Genomic DNA, 17,405 nt, shown 5'->3' with positions numbered 1-17,405 from the left:
ATGAAGGAGAAGTTGTTTTATAGTGTGACGTATGGATTGTATATGATTTCAATCCTTGTATTAACCCAACTTATTATCTTCAACAAAGTGGATTTAGCGACATTAATTGGTGCAATAATAGGAATATCAGTAGCTACACCACTAGTTTTAGAAAATAATAAATATAAAAAAGATAGATATAATATCTTTACTAAAGAATACTTAATACAGTTTAGCTCATTAATTATCGCATTCATCTTAATTAGATTATTTGTTTCTTCCGATTACAGAATATACCCTATGATGGTGATTGTTGTTATTTTGATTACATATGAAATCATTAAGAGAAGAAAGAAAAAGAAGCTCGAGAATTGAGCTTCAGGTGTTTAAGTCACTAGACAAATTGTATTTTTTCATGATATTCTATAATCAAATAAAGGTAACGTGCTGGAACACGTTACCTCAACAAGCCCGTTTAAGTGACGGTATCTGTACATAATTTTAATAACCTTCTATATGCACGCTAAAGCGAATAGAAGGTTATTTTTTATGTTTTTTATTCATAAAAAGACGCTCAATTCTTGAGCGTCTTTTGTTATTTATGAACTTGTTTGAAGTTCGTCTTCGTGATAATTAAAGTACTTATTAGATATATATTGTTGAACGATGAGTACGATCGCACTTGCACTCCAATATAATGGCAGTGCTGCTGGTGTGCTCATACTTACAATAAATATCATAATTGGACTGATATACATGATGTATTTCATTTGTCCTTTTGATTCTTCTGGTAAATATTTTGTTGATAAATATGCTTGTAATAAATAGAGTGCTCCGGCAATCAGAGCCATAAATATATTTGGTGTACCAAGGTTAAACCATGCGAAACTATGACTTGCAAGTGCATCATTATGAGATATTGCAAAGTACAATGCCATTAGTATCGGCATCTGTATAATCATTGGTAAACATCCCATATTTAAAGGATTTACGCCATGTTCTTTATATAAAGCCATCATTTCTTGGCTATATTGCGCACGTTCTTGTTCATCTTTAGCTGATTTCATCTTCTCATTAATTTCATCCATTTGTGGTTTTATTTTCTTCATTTTAAATTGCATTTTCTTCTGTCCTTTAAAAGAACGCAACATAAACGGCATAACAATTAGTCTTACACATATGGTAACGATGATAATGCCAATGCCGTAACTATTATTAAAGAATGATGCAAAAAATTTAATCAAATAAATGAATGGTTCTACTAATGAAGTATAAAATACACCACCTTCTTGTGGTGCACATCCACTTAGTAATATCGATACTGCTAAAAATGCTAAAACTGTATATAATTTTTTCAAAATTTCTCCTCCAATATATTAATTATGCGTTAATATATTGGACTAGCGTCTTCTTCATCGACGGTCTTGGATAAGCAACGTGTTCTCCACCTTAAAATAGGGACTATCCATTCAAAAATGTATTGATCCTCTACTTCAGTTGAAAATCTTACAATCCAATCTTTGTGGAGCTTGATGTTTGCTTGCATTTGCAAGTAGACAAACAAGAGCGTTAATAACACAGGAATGAAATAATGTATGCTAAATGCAACATAATTAATTAATATTTCTTCACCTAATAAACCTATGAGCCATTCCATTACGCCTTCACTCCTTTCCAATCGAATTTACTACGTTAAATATACATGGTAAAAATATGATATTCAAATAATTGCACTCTTTAAATTTTACAAAACCTATTGTATAATCACAATATTTTGATACAATTGAGAAAGATTATCAATATCAATGAATTGGGGAGGTTTTTTAATGAAAAAGCTATTAATTTTAGTATTAACGTTAATTTTATTTGTTGCAGCATGCGGGAACAACAATGACAATAAAGATTCAAGTAGTAAGAAAGATTCAAGCTCTGATACAAAGTCGTTTACGATGGATAATGGTAAGAAAGTTGATGTACCAAAAGATCCTAAACGAATTGCAGTATTACATCCAACATATGTCGGCGCATTAGTTAAGTTCAAACATACACCAGTAGCAGTACCAGAATTTATTAACCAAAATAAGGTACTTAAAGATGTTACGAAAGATGCTAAAAAAATAGATCAAACAAATGTTGAACAAGTTGCAAAAACAAAACCAGATCTCATTATTACAAGTGCACAAGACAAAAACCTTAATAAACTCAAAAAAATTGCACCTACCGTTACTTTTGATGCAATGACTTCTACATATAAAGATAATACAACTAAATTAGCAGAATTAGTCGGCGAAGAAGACCAAGCTAAAGAGTGGATTAAAGAATGGGATAAAAAACTTAAAGATGATAAAAAAGATTTAGAACCACTTATCAAAGGAAAAACAGCAACAGTCTTACAACAAACACCAAAAGGACTTATGGCATTCAGTGATGAATTAGGTAGAGGTACTGAAATTTTATATAGCGGTTGGGGCTTGAAACAACCAAAAGACCTAAAAAAAGCAACAGAAAAAACAAATGCTATCACAATAACACCTGAAGAATTCGATAAATATTTAGGTGATTTTGTTGTAATCGCAGCAAACGGAAATCAGAAAGCACCATTCGAAGATACAAATGTTTGGGCAAATACAGAAGCTAAGAAAAATAATCACGTCGTTAAATTTGATGTAACAGAAACTCAATATAACGATCCAATTTCATTAGAAAAACAAAGAGAAATATTCTTAAAAGCATTTAAAGAAATGAAATAAATATGAAAAGAGCTAGGATAAATGTCCTAGCTCTTTTTTGATGAGGAATGTGAAATTGGGTGGTTTCTTGGCTTTATTCAGGACTTAAGCCAAGACATCTAACTTAAAGCAACCACTCCAAAACATCCTCCCCTCTCTCTAACTTCAGACAACCCGCAGTCTACCTTGTGCTTAATGAACGTCTACTGACAAAGGTTAGAATGATGATAACTATGCCAATCAGCATACAGAATAGACCTAATTCATGTATACCATTTGTAATGTGGTCACCTTTGAATAGAGTACTAATGAGCGTGGATGATACGATTGCACCGATATACATCGCAGTTCTTAATAATCCTGCTGACATGCCTATCATTGATTTTGGTGCTTGATGATAAAGTGCATTTTGATTTGCTAAATTTAATAATCTTTGTGGCACACCAAAAATTGCAGCTAATAATATTAATATCCATAATGGTGTATCGGCATGAATAAATTGGAAGCCTATCATTGTTATGAGTGCACAAATTGTGCCTAAATATAGTTTGAACTTAATTGATAGTCTTGTACCTGTTAATTGTGCCATAAAAATCCCAACCAAGAATTGAGGTAACATCATGAGTCCTGCATGTGCTGCAGTCAATCCTCTCCCCTCTTCCAGCCATTGAACATATCCATATAGCACACTATAAGAAATAACAGCTGTAAGAAGTGATCTTATATAAGTATTATTTAAAGCACCATTGTGACCAAGTACTCTTAGATCAATAAATGGTTTTTTAGATTTGAGTTCCATGATAATAAAAGTAATCAAACTGAACAGTCCAATTATAAATAGATAAAAAATGGATTGATTTGGCTCCATAAAGAAAATCATCCATGTTGTTAAAGTAATTGTAAACAACGTTATACCTATAAAGTCTATCTGTTCTTTTAATGCATTTAATTTCTTTGGACTTTCAACTTTTGGATAATATAAAAATCCAAATACGAATGAAAGAATGGAAAGTGGAATATTGACTAAGAATATAGCTTGCCAACCGCCACTATGAATTAACAAACCACCGATTGTTGGACCAATAACAGAAATCGTCTGATTGGATATAGATAGCATTGTTAATATTTTACTTGGACTATCTTTACCTGTGCGCTTGCCCTCATAACTGATTAAATACATTGCTGAAGGATAACCTGCGCAAGTACCAATACCTATAAGAAATCTTGCTAATACTAATCCATAAAAAGATGGTGTAAAAATCGCAATCAAACTCGCTACTCCTACTAAACTTGTAGCAAATAAAAATAATCCTCTTGGACCAAATATATCTATTAGTTTACCTATAACCGGTTGACCAATACTTGTTGCTAAATATAACGATGACACAAGCCATGTTGTTTGATAAAAAGGTATACCGAAGGCTTGTGCAATTGGTATAAGTGCAACAGCTAACATAGAAGAATTAATGGGATTCAATATTGATCCTAAAATCATCGGTGGGTATAGTTTCGTATTAAAGGCTTCTTCACTCGAAACTTGACGCATAAAAATTATTTCCTATCTATACGATTGTATTTGACCATTCTATCGTCTCAGTTACTTCCGCATACCTAGGAAAAATCTTATGAATTAGAAATTGATGTGTTTCAATATCTCTGTCTGTCATCGCATCTGATAAGACTGTTAATTTAAAGTCTTTATCTGCCGCTTCAACTAAAGTAGATAACACAACACCACTCGTTACAACACCTGTTAAAATAAGGTGATCCACTTGCATACCACGCAATAACACTTCTAAATTACTACCTGTAAACGCGCTAAAGCGATGTTTTGTAACAACGACTTCATCTTCATTTGGTGCAAGTTCGTCTATAATTTGAGTTGATGCATCATTCACACTCATTTGTTGTCCACTTGCTTTTATTCGTGAAAATGATTTGTTGTAAGGCGACACTTCATGAAATCCTTTCGAAAAAGCTACTCTCACAAAAATAACTGGAATTTGATGTTTCCTAGCACTTTCGATAGCCTTTTTATTTTTATCAATGATTTCACTCGAATTAGATAAGCTACCGACAATACCATTTTGCATATCCATTACTAGTAAAGCAGATTTATTAGACATACTTACACTTCCTTAATATTCTTTTTAATGCAATGTTATCACAGCAATATTTCTCAAGAAATATTTTTGCCTATCAAAAAGCCGAAACAATTCTGACTGTTTCGGCTAAATAACTCTCTATACACTTTGAGATTTTTTTAATAAATATAAGAAATAAGGCGCACCTATAATGGCTGTTACAACACCTGCAGGAATTTCGAGTGGAGGAAACAACCCTTTACCTATTGCGTCTGCTACTAATAGGAATATTGAACCTATTAAAGCTGACAATGGTAACAATTTAATGGCTTTTGGTCCTGCTAGTAGCCTTGCTATATGAGGTGCAATTAACCCTATAAAGCCAATTGTTCCTGTTACTGACACAACAGAACCAACACAAATTGCTGCCATTACAAGATATACATTTCTAATGAGCGATACTTTTTCTCCTAAACTGACAGCAGATTCATCACCTAAACTTAATATGTCAATTTTACGAGCAAATAAGAAAATAAGCGGCAACACCACAACTCCAGGTATAAAGAACCATAAGTCATCATAATTCCGTCCCCATACACTTCCTGACAACCACAATAAAGTCGTATTAATATTGTCTGGATATCTAATCATGAAATATTGTAGACCTGCTTGGCATATTGCACTTAACGCAACACCGATTAATGCTATTGTGTATGTACTTGCTTGGAACAATTTACTGATAAGCATTATAAGCATGATGAGTACAACTGCACCAATAAATGAAGCAATACCTAAGAAATAAAATGGTAGTGCTGGTAACAACAATGTTTGAGCGACTGCAAATAATCCTGCACCTTTTGTGACACCGATGATATCTGGTGATGCTAAAGGATTTCTCAGTAAACTTTGAACAATTGCACCTGATACACCTAATAAGCCTCCACCAATCAATGAAATAATCATTCTTGGCAATCTATAATTATAAACGACAAAATCATAATCATCTGAAAAGCCAGTAAATGTAGATATAATCTTTGATGCACCTATAAACTGAGAACCTACTTGTAGATGAATGAATAATGCGACCAATAGTACGAGTGAAACGATGATATATTTCCATTTAAGTTTCATCCTTTTTGAACACTCCTTCCATTTTTACATAAGTAAAGGAAGAACGGTCCGCCTATTAAAGCTGTTACAATTCCGACGGGTGATTCATAAGGATATGCAATAATATGTGATAACGCATCTGAATATACGAGTAATACCGCACCAATGAGTGCTGTTAATATAATATGTCTTTCATAACCGCCTCTAATCAACCTCTTAGATATATGAGGTGCAATTAACCCTACAAAACCAATTGGACCTGCAACAGATACAGATGAACCTGCTAAAATAATAACCATCAATCCAAATACGATATAAATCAGTTTCTTATAAACACCTAAACTTGTAGCTAAATCATCACCAAGTGAAATAACCGTTAAATGTCTCGCTAACATAATGGTGATAATCGTACCGATTACAAACCATGGTAATAAGACTTCCACACTATCCCAATCTTTACCGTTTAAAGAACCTGTTAACCAATATAGAATATCTGTGGCATTTTCATTCATTAATATCAATACTTCAGTGACCGAAGATAGTAACAAATGAATGGTCATACCCGCTAAGGCTAAACGAACTTGATTATTCTCATGTCCATAAATAAAGGTATAAACAATCACGCCACCTAAAATCGCACCAATAAAGCCAATATACGCACTTTGGTTACCATTATAATCAGGAAAGAAAACCAATGCCGCCACAAGCACCAATGAAGCACCAGCATTAATACCAAATGTTTGAGGTGAAGCAAGTGCATTCCTCGTAATACCTTGCATGATTGTACCTGCTAAAGCTAAACTCACGCCAACCATAATCGCAACTAATAGTCTTGGTAGTCTTACCGTTCTAATAATTAATGTATCTTTCGAGTGATCATTATGTAATAAAGCATGAAATATCGTTTTAAAACTCATAATTGATGAAGCAAAGCTTAAATTTATAAAAATCCCTAAAATTAAAATTATGACTGATACTATAATGATTACTGTTTCTTTTTTCATAACATCACCAACTCAACTCAGAAATAAAACAATGAACGGACAATTGTATGTACGTTCATTGTTCAAGTATTTATTTCTTTTCGTTATATTTTTGTAAATCTTTTATGATATATTCATTGGCATTGATACCTCTGAATCTCGTCCAGAAGTCTCTATCTACTTGATATATTTGACCTTTTTTATATGCTTTAAGGTCTTTCCAAATCGCTTTTTCTTTCCAATCATCTGTTATTGGATTCTTTTTATCAGTTGTAAAAATGATTTTATCCGGATTAATTTTAGATAAATTTTCTAAATTAACATCTTCATATGCATTTTTAGATTCTACAGCATTATCTAATCCCAATTTCGTTAATAGCTGGCCAGCATAAGAAGTAGATGTATGAGCTTGAAATGCATCTTCTCTCGCAACTGCAATCAATACTTTTTCACCTTTGTTTTCTTTAGTAGTTACTTTATCTTTAGCTTTTTTAATTTTTGCATCTTGATCTTCAAGTAATTGTTTAGCTTTATCTTCTTTACCTAAAGCTTTACCAATTGTTTTAAATGAACCATTCACATCATCATAGCTTGCTTCTCTACTTTTCAATACAAGTGTTGGTGCAATTTTCTTCAAGTCTTCACTTATACCTTTATGACGTTGAACATCCGCTATAATCAAATCTGGTTTAAGTGAACTGATAGATTCTAAGTTTGGTTGTTTACGCGTACCAACTGATGTATATTTCACATCTTCACCATATAATTTTTTAATAATTTCTTTCTTATTATCGTCCGCAATACCAACTGGTGTATTGCCAAGATTTTTAACCGCATCTGCAAAAGAATACTCTAATACGACAATATTTTTAGGATTCTTCTTAACTTTTTGAGTACCTAATTCATCTTTTATTTCTATCGTTTCAGATTTCTTAGCACCTGCTTCACTACCTTTATTATTGCCACACGCTGCTAGAAACATTGCCGAAACAACTAATACCGCCATAAAAATTCTTGAATATTTATTCATGATGTCCTCCTATTAATTGATAACTGTTATCAATTATATAATATTCAGAAAATGATGTCTATAGTCAATTTTGAATATTTATTTTATAAAACCCTTTATTTAACTGTTATATAACAATTCATAGTTATCAGATAACTTTACTATAATTTTAATTCAGACTATAAAAAAATACATATGCAAATAAAATGCACATGTATTTTTATTCATATATTATGGCTTTTTAATAAATGCGTACAAACTAACAATCGCGATAAATACGATTCCGATTATGACTGAAATTCGTGTTTCACCATTGAACATCATACCAATAACAACCAGTATAAGCATAATAATTGTGATAATATTACTGACCGGCGCGAATGGCATTTTAAATGGATGGTCTTTAATTTGTTCTCTCTTTCTAAAATTCATATGACTAATTAAAATAGCGAACCATGGCACCATACCTGGAAGCACACCTGCGCTGAACACATATACAAATATATTCGTATCTTTACCTAATAATAGTGGTAATACAATATCTAAGACGATTCCGAAGAAAATACCGATAGATACTGCGATAACAGCAATATGAGGGACACCATTTTTATTCGTTCTATAGAATATTTGAGAAATTTGTTTTTGTTTAGACAACGTATAAAGCATACGACTCGTACTAAAAATACCAGAGTTACAACCTGACATTGCTGCTGTAATTACAACAAAGTTAATAATTGTTGCAGCAGCTGTAATACCTACTTTTGCAAATGTTGCAACAAACGGTGAACCAATTTGATTCACTTCATCCCATGGATAAACCGTTACAATAACGAAAATCGAACCGATATAGAATATTAATATTCTCCATACAACACCGTTAATGGCTTTTACAATATTTTTCTGTGGATCTTTCGTTTCACCGGCAGTAATACCAATTAATTCGATACCAATATAGGAACCAAATACAATAGATAATGCAAAGAAGAAACCACTTAGACCACCAGTAAAGAAACCACCACGATCCCATAAATGACTAACACCAATCGGATTAAAGTTATTACCTATTCCGAAAATTATTAAGCCTAAACCTGCAATAATCATTAATATAATCGTTACGACCTTTACAGCGGCAAACCAAAATTCAAATTCACCAAACCACTTAACAGAAACTAAGTTTGCAGAAAGCAATATAAGAACGACAGCTAAACCTGGTATCCATGAAGGTAAATCTGGCCACCAAAATTTAAAATACGAACCTACTGCTATAACCTCACTCATACCGACAATAATCCAATTAAATGTACTACTTGCAGCTGTTACAAATGAAAATGACGGATGAATATAATCATTTGCAAACTTAGCAAATGAACCTGTATCTGGATAAACGTAAACCATTTCACCTAAAGCTCTCATAATTAAAAATACAAATACACCTGCAATCGCATAAGCTAATAACACGGATGGTCCTGTCCACTTAATCGTACTTGATGCACCCATAAATAGACCAACACCAATTGTGCCACCAATCGCAATCATTTGCATTTGTCTTGACGTTAACTCTCTTTTTAAATTATTATTCATGTCTGACCCTTCTTAATATGTATGTTCTAAATTTTCAACCTATAATTATTAAAATATTCTATAAATATAGCATTTTTAATAATTGGATACCAAGAATTTTCAAATAAAAAACTAATATTTTCATATATTCAATCACAAAATCTACACATTTGTGCTAAATACTACCAGATATTTCTGAAATTGTTTATAATATATAACTATATTTAAAAATCATACTCATAGGTAAAGAAAGGATATTCCTAATGTCTACAATAAACGAAGTAGCAAAAACAGAGTTACACTGTCATTTAGACGGATCTGTCAGCATCGAATTAATCCAACAACTCGCACGAGAACAACATGTATCTATTAATTTAGAAGATATTCAAGTAGATCAAAATTGTGAAAGCTTAGACGACTACTTAAAATCTTTCGACACCATTTTAAAAGTGCTACAAACAAAAGATAGCTTAGAAAAAGCTGTTGTCGACGTCGCACGACAAGCACATCACGACAACGTTAAATATATAGAAATCCGATTTGCACCACTTTTCCATACAGATAAAGGCTTAAACATTGAACAAATATTAGAAGCTGTTAACAACGGAGCAATCGAAGCTGAACATACATATGATATTAAAGTCAATTTGCTAATTTGTGGCATGCGACATCACGACAACCAAACAAACATCGACCTATTTAAATCAGTAGACCAGTTAAATACAAACAATCGTCATATTGTAGGTTTTGATTTTGCAGGTCCTGAAGAAGCCTTTCCAACAAAGGTCATACAGGAAGCTATACAACATTCTACAGATTCTGGCCATTACTTAACATTGCATGCCGGTGAATGTGGATGTATACATAATATAATAGAAGGAATCGAACTCGGTGCACGAAGAATAGGACATGGCGTTGCAGCAATTCAAGATAATCAAGCATTATCATATATTAAACAACACAACGCATTATTAGAAATTTGCCCAACGAGTAACTTACAAACAAAAGCAATCCAATCAGTAGAAGAACTTAATATTAGAAAGCTCATAGAGCAAGGTATCCCATTTAATATTAATACAGATAATAGAACAGTTTCGAATACAAACCTAAACCAAGAATATCAACTCTTGTACAACCATCAATTATTATCAATAGTAGAAATGAAAGACATTAATATTAAAGCATTAGATCATGCATTTATATCTGACATTGAAAAAGAACAATTAAAGACGAAATATTAAAATACCAAAAGGCTGAGACAGATCATACTGTCCCAGCCTTTTAAGTTTCTTGATTGTTATTTACTTGATTCTTTTTTTATGAAATATTTATTTTCAATAATGTCAGTAATGAATAATACAATAAACCAACCAAAAATATATAACGGATTCGTAAATTGATTATTCTGGTACATACTCAATATGTATAATGACATTATCACCAAAAATATTATCATTACAACTAATCTAAATATCATAAATTTCTTGAAATCTTTAGCTTTTTCTCGTCCTCTCAACCAATCTCTAAATAAAAGAAAAATAATAAAAATCGGAAATAAACAAATAAGTACTTGTTCAAGATTTAGGAATAAACCTAATAATAAACTTAAGGCAATAATTAGAAATACAAATACCACCGTTAATAACTCTCTATTTTTTATTAATTGTTTCATCATACAACCACCACTTTCAAAGTAACCTTTAGCTTTTATCCAAATTCGTGTTCACATTGTTTTGTTTAATGAAACCTTTCTTCTCAATAAAGTCAGCAATAAATGATATTATAAACCACGCAAACAAGTATAAATACTTTACTTCTTCTCGATACATACTTAAAAAATATTGAACCAATAATACAACACCAATTAAGAGTACAATTACCCTATAGGTCATAAAACGTTTTATGTTCTTAGCTTCTTCTACACCTCTTAACCAATCACAAAATAGCACCAATAATATAAACAATGGAACCATGAAAATAAGCATTTTCGGAAGTGACATAAATGAATATAAAAGTGCTCCAATTACAAAGATTAAAAACAAGCTTGCTCCTCTTATTAGTGTTTGATTCTCTAATAATCGCTTCTGCATACAACCACCACCTTTCAAAATAACCTTTTACCTTTTAAACGCATTCGTCTTCACATTGATTTGTTTAAGGAATTTTTCTATTTTTGCTTGTTGTCTGCCATTTACATTTTGACTATCTGGTACGATATCTTTTATACCTTTTGTTGAGATGGTACCTTTTTCTGCTTTATCTTCTATTTTTTGCACTTGTTGATCTAAATTTTTAATTGTTTGATTGTAAGTTGTAAAGTACTGACTGATTCTATTTGTTTCTTTTTGATAACCTTTTGGGAGTGTATTATTTTCTATATAATTTGAGAAGTTCTGGTCATTCTTTTCTAAAAGTTTTCTACCTTCTTCTAATTGATCTGCTTCTCTCTTCGTTAAAGGTTGTTCGTCCCATACTTTTTCTTCAATCTTTGTTGTCACTTTATAAATACTTTCATTTGTATCTAAATAACGTTGAATACTTTTATATATTTCTGACTTTGATAATTTTTCATTTGTTAAATCAGATTCAAATACAACAGTTGGCAACTTTGCATTTTCATGTTTATTTGCCTTCTGTTCTGATTGATTGTGCTCATTATCTTTACTTGCTGAACTTTCTTCGTTTCCGCATCCTACAAGCAATAAAGCTAAACTACTATATATGATGACTGACTTAAACTTTTTCATTTTATCTCTCCTATATATAATTTAAATCTTTCAGTATATATGCTATCACTAGTTCATTGTAATTTCTACCATATTTTAGTAATTAGCACTTAATTGTTAACCTTTTAATAATTTAGGTTTACAATAAAGAATATTATTAGTATTCTATTAATAATTAAAGAGGGGGAATTTTAATGACATTAGGAAATAACATCATTAATGGTCATCACTTAACTTTTGATGAGGCTTTAAAAATTTATCTAGATGAATCGATTGATACATTAACACTTGTTCAAGAAGCTTATAAAGTTCGATATCATTATTATGGTAAAAAAGTAAAACTGAATATGATTTTAAATGCCAAAAGTGGTATTTGTCCTGAAGACTGTGGTTACTGTGGTCAATCAAGAGATGTTAAACAAAAATCTCAACGATATGCACTTATTCCAGAGAATCAAATTGTCGATGGTGCTAAAGTGGCTTCTGAAAATAAAATTGGAACATACTGTATTGTTATGAGTGGTCGTGGTCCTAGTGATAAAGAGGTTTCTCACATTACTGATTCTGTTGAACAAATTAAAAGAAATCATCCTCAACTTAAGGTTTGTGCTTGTCTCGGATTAACAAATGAACAACAGGCAGAGTCCCTTAAAAAAAGTGGTGTAGACCGATATAACCATAATATAAATACTAGTGCTAATTATCATGATGAAGTTGTGACAACACATAGTTTTGATGATCGCGTAAATACAATTAATATAATGAAGGAAAAGAATATCTCTCCATGTTCTGGTGTGATTTGTGGTATGGGTGAATCTGACGAAGATATTATCGATATGGCTTTTACATTGAATCAATTAGATGCTGATAGTATTCCAGTCAATTTCTTACACCCTATAAAAGGTACGAAATTTGGTAGTATGGATGACTTAACGCCTATGAAATGTATTAGAATTCTATGTATGTTTAGGCTCATTAATCCTACGAAAGAAATACGTATTGCTGGTGGTCGTGAGGTAAATTTAAGAACGCTTCAATCATTATCTCTTATGGTAGCAAACTCTATTTTTGTTGGAGATTATTTAATTACTGGTGGTCAACCAAATCAAATGGATTATGACATGATTCAAGATTTAGGATTTGAAATTGATTATTAAATTATTATTAGAATTTTCAATTTATTATATTATTTTTTAATGTAAAATGTTACAATGAACATATGCTTTCTATTACACTTTAATGTGTTGTAGAAAGCTTTTTAATTTTTAATAATGTAAGCGCTATATTGAACTGAGGGGGATAAAAATGGAAGAACCGAATACACTGCTGACAATAGTTGGACTCGTTATTATTATTTCAATTGTCGCAATGTTAATTATGAAGAAAATTAGTCCAGTTGTAGGAATGATTTTAATACCTGTAATTGGCGCATTAGTTATTGGTCATGGATTTGGAGATATTCGAAAATATGTTGAATCCGGTATTGATCAAGTATTTAATGTCGCAATCATGTTTATTTTTGCGATTATCTATTTCGGTATTATCTCAGATAGTGGTTTATTCAGACCTTTTGTTAGAGGAATGATTAAATTAACACGAGGTAATATTATTATCGTTGCGATTGTCACAACGATTATCGGTACTTTTGCACAATTAGACGGTGCTGGTGCCACTACTTTCTTATTAGCAATTCCTGCTTTATTACCATTATACAGGGCACTAAAAATGAGCCCATACTTATTAGTACTACTTCTTGCATTAAGTGCAGCAATTATCAACATGGTACCTTGGGGCGGACCAATGGCAAGAACCGCTTCTGTCCTTAAAGTCGATAATATCAACGACTTATGGTATCAAGTTATACCTATTCAATTAGTCGGAATCGTACTCGCAATTCTATTCTCTATCTATTTAGGAATCCGTGAAAAAAGACGTATTGCTAAAGCTTTTCCTAATGAGGATGTTGTGAAAATCAATATGGATGAAATTATTGCAAACTATGAAAAAGACCAAGAAGAGAATGCTACTATTAAAGGTGAAGCTACAAAGCATACTTACATACTTTGGCTCAATTTAATACTTACAGTCATCGTCGTAGCTATGATGTTATTAGATATTGTACCGCCTGAATTTGCATTTATGCTCGGTGTTGCAGTCGCATTACCATTAAACTTTAGAGATGTCGATGAACAAATGGAGCGTATTAGAGCACATGCACCAAATGCCTTAATGATGGCAGCTGTTATATTAGCAGCAGGTGTATTCCTAGGAATACTTAATGAAACAGGTATGTTAGAATCGATTGCACTATCGTTAATTGCAGTATTACCAACAGTTGTAGGACCATACTTACACATTATAATCGGTGTATTAGGTGTTCCTTTAGATTTATTAACAAGTACAGATGCTTATTATTTCGCAATCTTACCTATAGTAGAATCAACAGCCAGTCAATTTGGCGTTCCATCACAATCAACAGCCTTCTCACTTATGATAGGTAACGTAATCGGAACATTCGTCAGCCCATTCGCACCAGCAGTATGGTTAGCCGTTGGACTTGCAGAAATAAATATGGGTAGATATATCAAATACGCATTCTTCTGGGTTTGGGGTTTTTCCATCCTAATGCTATTTATCGCTATCTTGATGGGCATTGTTACGATATAGAATGTGATTTTTGAAAAAAGTGAGGATGTTTAGGGTTTATGCTATGACTTGGACTATCTCTTGGCTTTATTCACTACTTAAGCCATGACTTTAGCTTTCTCTTGGCTTTACTCAGTACTTAAGCCACGACTTTCGCTATCTCTTGGCTTTATTCACTACTTAAGCCACGACTTTAACTATCTCTTGGCTTTATTCACACATTAAGCCATGACTTTCGCTATCTCTTGGCTTTACTCAGTACTTAAGCTATAACTTTCGCTATCTCTTGGCTTTACTCAGACATTAAGCCATGACTTCGACTATCTCTTGGCTTTATTCATACATTAAGCTAAGACTTGGGCCACAACTCTTGCCTTCACTCACCCATTAAATATTTTCACACAAAAAAGCTGAGACACGGATGTCTCAGCTTTTTCTAATCATCTTTTATTTGTCATTTGATTCAGCTTTACGTTCAATTTTTGATAATGTTTTTTCTGCAAATGACTTACCACCGATACCGAATGAGATAGCAAATGCTACTGCTACAGCACCTAAGATTAGTAAGAATGCTACATTAACAATGCTTTGAGCAAAGTTTAATTGATCTAATGTCATAAATACTGAAACGATGATTACTAAATATTTAACGATTTCAGATACGAATACGTTACCTGTAGATTTTTTAATTAATTTAGATAGTAAGTTGCCACCAATGAAACCAATTAATAAGATAATTGCTGCTGAAATTACTAATGGTAAGTATCCAATAATTGCTTCACCAATTGTATTTAATACTTCTAAATTAACTGTATTTAATGATTCAACAACAAAGAATAAACCAATGATTGTTGAAATTACCCAGCCTGCAGCTGAAGGAATATCAATACTTTCTTTATTCTCACCAAAGTTTACATAGTGATTATATTTACTAACATTTAAATTTGTTAATAAATTTTTAACTAATGTACCTAATACTTTTGCGATGAATAAACCAACAACTAATATAACAATCGCAACAATAATTCTAGGTAAGAAGTCTAATACACTACCCATCATGTTTTTAATCGGTGTTGATACAGAAGTCATATTTAATGCATCAAACACTGATGGTAAGAATAATAGGAATATAATGAAGTAAGCTAATTTACCAAATGTCTGAATTAAACCTTCAGATCCTGATTTGCCACTTCCTGATTCAGTTAACCCCTTTTTCTCTAGCCATTTCTCAAAACCAACTGCGTTTAAACCTTTCACAATAATTGTTTTAACAATTACTGCAATTAACCAAGCGACAATTAATAATATAATTGCACTAATTAAGTTTGGTATGAATGCTATAATGCTGTCTAAAGCATTTAAGAATGAATCTGTTATTTTACTCATATTTAATTCCTCCTTTCTTGATATGTTACCCTAGTATAATAATACTAATCATATTTTTATAATAATTTTTGAATTGTTTAAAAAACTATTCTGAAAGCCTAAATAATTTGAATAAGTAATTAATATTTTAAAAAAAATAAACGAGCAGATGATCAAACATCTGCTCGTTTCACGTAAAACACAATCCCCTTTAATAATACTTCTACCTAGTATCTTTCACACGCAATTTTATCTTTATCTCTATCAAATTTTGGTAAATATGCACGATGACCATAAGTCACACCATTTGGAAATACTTTTCTTAAATCTGTGCAATTTTGATAGTTACGTTTTTCCTTAGCACCCGGTTTTTTGTAATTATATCTTTGGCTTGGTGGTAACTGTGTTGTTTTCTTTTTTACAACTTTCTTAATTGTTTTTTTCTTTACAACTTTCTTTGTAGCTGCATCAACTTGACTATGAATTGAAGGCATTGTAAAAGATAACACACAGATAATAGCTAGCAGTAATTTTAAAATATTATTTCTTGTTCTCATTTCTCTTCCCCTTTAATTTTTTATAAATATAGTACAATCGATTGTAATTTTCTACTGTATTTAGCAAAATTATTTAAAATTATTTTCTTTTATTTTTTCTGGATTATTAATATAAAAAAAGACCATGAACTTTAAAATTCATGGCTACTATGTATCATATTCTTTTCATCATTCTTACTTCTTTTAATGCTTTACTAAAATCACTTATTTTACCATCTTTTTTAAAGCCATGTTTTTCATAAAATTTAATCGTAGGATGATTATCTTCAAAAACCCAAAGACTTAATTCATCATATTTATCCTTCATTTCTTCTTCCGCTTCTTGCATTAAACGTGTGCCTATTCCTTGGTTTTGATATGCTTCAAGTAAGTAAATGACCATAATTTCACCACATGTATCACTTGTATCTTCATCTTTGTCTTTACCATACATTAGAAATCCAATCACTTCTCCATCAACCTCTGCAACAATACACGGTGCATTAAATTTATGGTGTCTTTCAATATATGATGATAACGTTAATTGATCCAAATAACTATCTGGAACAATTCCTCTATATGTCGTCAACCAAGACTCATAATGAACTTTAGCAATCGCTTCAATATCTGATTCTTGTTTATTTCTGATTAACATCACTTTAACCACCCACATTCTAT

Annotated in this window: 19 protein-coding genes; 5 read left to right on the top strand and 14 right to left on the bottom strand. The window is 31.7% G+C overall.

The genetic code is table 11. The features are described from left to right. Window positions 1–354, top strand: coding sequence for a hypothetical protein (locus tag MHH94_RS01635; protein ID WP_078355249.1), 354 nt, complete (start codon window positions 1–3; stop codon window positions 352–354). Between the two features lie 224 nt (window positions 355–578). On the opposite strand, the gene yidC is transcribed toward MHH94_RS01635, so the two are convergent. Continuing rightward, window positions 579–1,337 carry a membrane protein insertase YidC gene (yidC, locus tag MHH94_RS01630; RefSeq protein WP_048540554.1) on the bottom strand — a complete coding sequence of 253 codons (759 nt, stop codon included), beginning with the start codon at window positions 1,335–1,337 and terminating at the stop codon, window positions 579–581. Between the two features lie 29 nt (window positions 1,338–1,366). Further along, entirely contained in the window at window positions 1,367–1,636 is a 270-nt protein-coding gene (locus MHH94_RS01625; protein WP_037590157.1) for a hypothetical protein, read from the bottom strand. Window positions 1,637–1,805: 169 nt separating this feature from the next. On the opposite strand from MHH94_RS01625, the gene MHH94_RS01620 reads away from it, so the two are divergent. Next, complete coding sequence (locus MHH94_RS01620) at window positions 1,806–2,729, top strand: ABC transporter substrate-binding protein (RefSeq protein WP_107609362.1); 924 nt, start codon at window positions 1,806–1,808, stop codon at window positions 2,727–2,729. A gap of 160 nt (window positions 2,730–2,889) precedes the next feature. Here MHH94_RS01620 and MHH94_RS01615 read toward each other — a convergent pair whose 3' ends face one another. From MHH94_RS01615 to MHH94_RS01590, 6 genes are all read right to left on the bottom strand, one after another. Then, window positions 2,890–4,254 carry an MFS transporter gene (locus MHH94_RS01615; RefSeq protein WP_232181818.1) on the bottom strand — a complete coding sequence of 455 codons (1,365 nt, stop codon included), beginning with the start codon at window positions 4,252–4,254 and terminating at the stop codon, window positions 2,890–2,892. A 16-nt stretch (window positions 4,255–4,270) separates the two neighbouring features. After that, a complete protein-coding gene (locus tag MHH94_RS01610) occupies window positions 4,271–4,834 on the bottom strand; it encodes a cysteine hydrolase family protein (RefSeq protein WP_340839374.1) in 564 nt (187 codons plus the stop codon). 117 nt (window positions 4,835–4,951) lie between these two features. Further along, window positions 4,952–5,923: a FecCD family ABC transporter permease gene (locus tag MHH94_RS01605; protein WP_106417806.1), complete on the bottom strand. Its 972-nt coding sequence runs from the start codon at window positions 5,921–5,923 to the stop codon at window positions 4,952–4,954. After that, window positions 5,920–6,906, bottom strand: a complete 987-nt coding sequence (locus MHH94_RS01600) for a FecCD family ABC transporter permease (RefSeq protein WP_058592158.1) — start codon at window positions 6,904–6,906, stop codon at window positions 5,920–5,922. Before MHH94_RS01600 ends, MHH94_RS01605 begins: the two co-directional genes overlap by 4 nt. Before the next feature lie 70 nt (window positions 6,907–6,976). Then, window positions 6,977–7,915 carry an ABC transporter substrate-binding protein gene (locus MHH94_RS01595; protein WP_078355254.1) on the bottom strand — a complete coding sequence of 313 codons (939 nt, stop codon included), beginning with the start codon at window positions 7,913–7,915 and terminating at the stop codon, window positions 6,977–6,979. A gap of 210 nt (window positions 7,916–8,125) precedes the next feature. After that, entirely contained in the window at window positions 8,126–9,475 is a 1,350-nt protein-coding gene (locus MHH94_RS01590) for an amino acid permease (RefSeq protein ID WP_048540547.1), read from the bottom strand. A 242-nt stretch (window positions 9,476–9,717) separates the two neighbouring features. On the opposite strand from MHH94_RS01590, the gene add reads away from it, so the two are divergent. After that, complete coding sequence (gene add / locus MHH94_RS01585; protein WP_084755960.1) at window positions 9,718–10,695, top strand: adenosine deaminase; 978 nt, start codon at window positions 9,718–9,720, stop codon at window positions 10,693–10,695. Window positions 10,696–10,751: 56 nt separating this feature from the next. On the opposite strand, the gene MHH94_RS01580 is transcribed toward add, so the two are convergent. From MHH94_RS01580 to MHH94_RS01570, 3 genes are read right to left on the bottom strand one after another with little or no spacing between them, the layout of a single operon-like run. Further along, a complete protein-coding gene (locus MHH94_RS01580) occupies window positions 10,752–11,126 on the bottom strand; it encodes a hypothetical protein (RefSeq protein ID WP_084755962.1) in 375 nt (124 codons plus the stop codon). Between the two features lie 28 nt (window positions 11,127–11,154). Next, a complete protein-coding gene (locus tag MHH94_RS01575; RefSeq protein WP_232179647.1) occupies window positions 11,155–11,544 on the bottom strand; it encodes a hypothetical protein in 390 nt (129 codons plus the stop codon). A gap of 27 nt (window positions 11,545–11,571) precedes the next feature. Continuing rightward, complete coding sequence (locus MHH94_RS01570; RefSeq protein WP_232181814.1) at window positions 11,572–12,201, bottom strand: NDxxF motif lipoprotein; 630 nt, start codon at window positions 12,199–12,201, stop codon at window positions 11,572–11,574. A gap of 173 nt (window positions 12,202–12,374) precedes the next feature. Here MHH94_RS01570 and bioB point away from each other — a divergent pair, with 173 nt between their 5' ends. Next, entirely contained in the window at window positions 12,375–13,337 is a 963-nt protein-coding gene (gene bioB / locus MHH94_RS01565) for a biotin synthase BioB (RefSeq protein ID WP_078355259.1), read from the top strand. Between the two features lie 148 nt (window positions 13,338–13,485). Then, window positions 13,486–14,847, top strand: coding sequence for a CitMHS family transporter (locus MHH94_RS01560; RefSeq protein ID WP_048540542.1), 1,362 nt, complete (start codon window positions 13,486–13,488; stop codon window positions 14,845–14,847). Between the two features lie 426 nt (window positions 14,848–15,273). Here MHH94_RS01560 and MHH94_RS01555 read toward each other — a convergent pair whose 3' ends face one another. The 3 genes from MHH94_RS01555 to MHH94_RS01545 all read right to left on the bottom strand — a co-directional run bounded on the left by MHH94_RS01555 (window position 15,274) and on the right by MHH94_RS01545 (window position 17,382). Further along, window positions 15,274–16,212, bottom strand: a complete 939-nt coding sequence (locus tag MHH94_RS01555; protein WP_048540541.1) for a mechanosensitive ion channel — start codon at window positions 16,210–16,212, stop codon at window positions 15,274–15,276. Window positions 16,213–16,418: 206 nt separating this feature from the next. Beyond that, the gene (locus MHH94_RS01550) at window positions 16,419–16,748 is read right to left on the bottom strand and encodes an excalibur calcium-binding domain-containing protein (protein WP_058592151.1); all 330 of its coding nucleotides are present in this window, start codon (window positions 16,746–16,748) and stop codon (window positions 16,419–16,421) included. A 154-nt stretch (window positions 16,749–16,902) separates the two neighbouring features. Beyond that, window positions 16,903–17,382 carry a GNAT family N-acetyltransferase gene (locus tag MHH94_RS01545; protein WP_058592150.1) on the bottom strand — a complete coding sequence of 160 codons (480 nt, stop codon included), beginning with the start codon at window positions 17,380–17,382 and terminating at the stop codon, window positions 16,903–16,905. Between the last annotated feature and the right edge of the window lie 23 nt (window positions 17,383–17,405).

The sequence above is a fragment of the Mammaliicoccus sp. FSL K6-3158 genome (assembly GCF_038005105.1).
Lineage (GTDB): Bacteria > Bacillota > Bacilli > Staphylococcales > Staphylococcaceae > Mammaliicoccus > Mammaliicoccus sciuri.
Note: the sequence above shows the minus strand (reverse complement) of the source record. Positions and strands in the feature narration are given on the sequence as shown.

Excerpts from the sequence above, each read along its gene's own strand:
- MHH94_RS01635 (WP_078355249.1), top strand. The coding sequence starts at position 1 with ATGAAGGAGAAGTTGTTTTATAGTGTGACGTATGGATTGTATATGATT.
- MHH94_RS01625 (WP_037590157.1), bottom strand. The coding sequence starts at position 1,636 with ATGGAATGGCTCATAGGTTTATTAGGTGAAGAAATATTAATTAATTAT.
- MHH94_RS01620 (WP_107609362.1), top strand. The coding sequence starts at position 1,806 with ATGAAAAAGCTATTAATTTTAGTATTAACGTTAATTTTATTTGTTGCA.
- MHH94_RS01615 (WP_232181818.1), bottom strand. The coding sequence starts at position 4,254 with ATGCGTCAAGTTTCGAGTGAAGAAGCCTTTAATACGAAACTATACCCA.
- MHH94_RS01610 (WP_340839374.1), bottom strand. The coding sequence starts at position 4,834 with ATGTCTAATAAATCTGCTTTACTAGTAATGGATATGCAAAATGGTATT.
- MHH94_RS01605 (WP_106417806.1), bottom strand. The coding sequence starts at position 5,923 with ATGAAACTTAAATGGAAATATATCATCGTTTCACTCGTACTATTGGTC.
- MHH94_RS01600 (WP_058592158.1), bottom strand. The coding sequence starts at position 6,906 with ATGAAAAAAGAAACAGTAATCATTATAGTATCAGTCATAATTTTAATT.
- MHH94_RS01595 (WP_078355254.1), bottom strand. The coding sequence starts at position 7,915 with ATGAATAAATATTCAAGAATTTTTATGGCGGTATTAGTTGTTTCGGCA.
- MHH94_RS01590 (WP_048540547.1), bottom strand. The coding sequence starts at position 9,475 with ATGAATAATAATTTAAAAAGAGAGTTAACGTCAAGACAAATGCAAATG.
- add (WP_084755960.1), top strand. The coding sequence starts at position 9,718 with ATGTCTACAATAAACGAAGTAGCAAAAACAGAGTTACACTGTCATTTA.
- MHH94_RS01580 (WP_084755962.1), bottom strand. The coding sequence starts at position 11,126 with ATGAAACAATTAATAAAAAATAGAGAGTTATTAACGGTGGTATTTGTA.
- MHH94_RS01575 (WP_232179647.1), bottom strand. The coding sequence starts at position 11,544 with ATGCAGAAGCGATTATTAGAGAATCAAACACTAATAAGAGGAGCAAGC.
- MHH94_RS01570 (WP_232181814.1), bottom strand. The coding sequence starts at position 12,201 with ATGAAAAAGTTTAAGTCAGTCATCATATATAGTAGTTTAGCTTTATTG.
- bioB (WP_078355259.1), top strand. The coding sequence starts at position 12,375 with ATGACATTAGGAAATAACATCATTAATGGTCATCACTTAACTTTTGAT.
- MHH94_RS01560 (WP_048540542.1), top strand. The coding sequence starts at position 13,486 with ATGGAAGAACCGAATACACTGCTGACAATAGTTGGACTCGTTATTATT.
- MHH94_RS01555 (WP_048540541.1), bottom strand. The coding sequence starts at position 16,212 with ATGAGTAAAATAACAGATTCATTCTTAAATGCTTTAGACAGCATTATA.
- MHH94_RS01550 (WP_058592151.1), bottom strand. The coding sequence starts at position 16,748 with ATGAGAACAAGAAATAATATTTTAAAATTACTGCTAGCTATTATCTGT.
- MHH94_RS01545 (WP_058592150.1), bottom strand. The coding sequence starts at position 17,382 with ATGTTAATCAGAAATAAACAAGAATCAGATATTGAAGCGATTGCTAAA.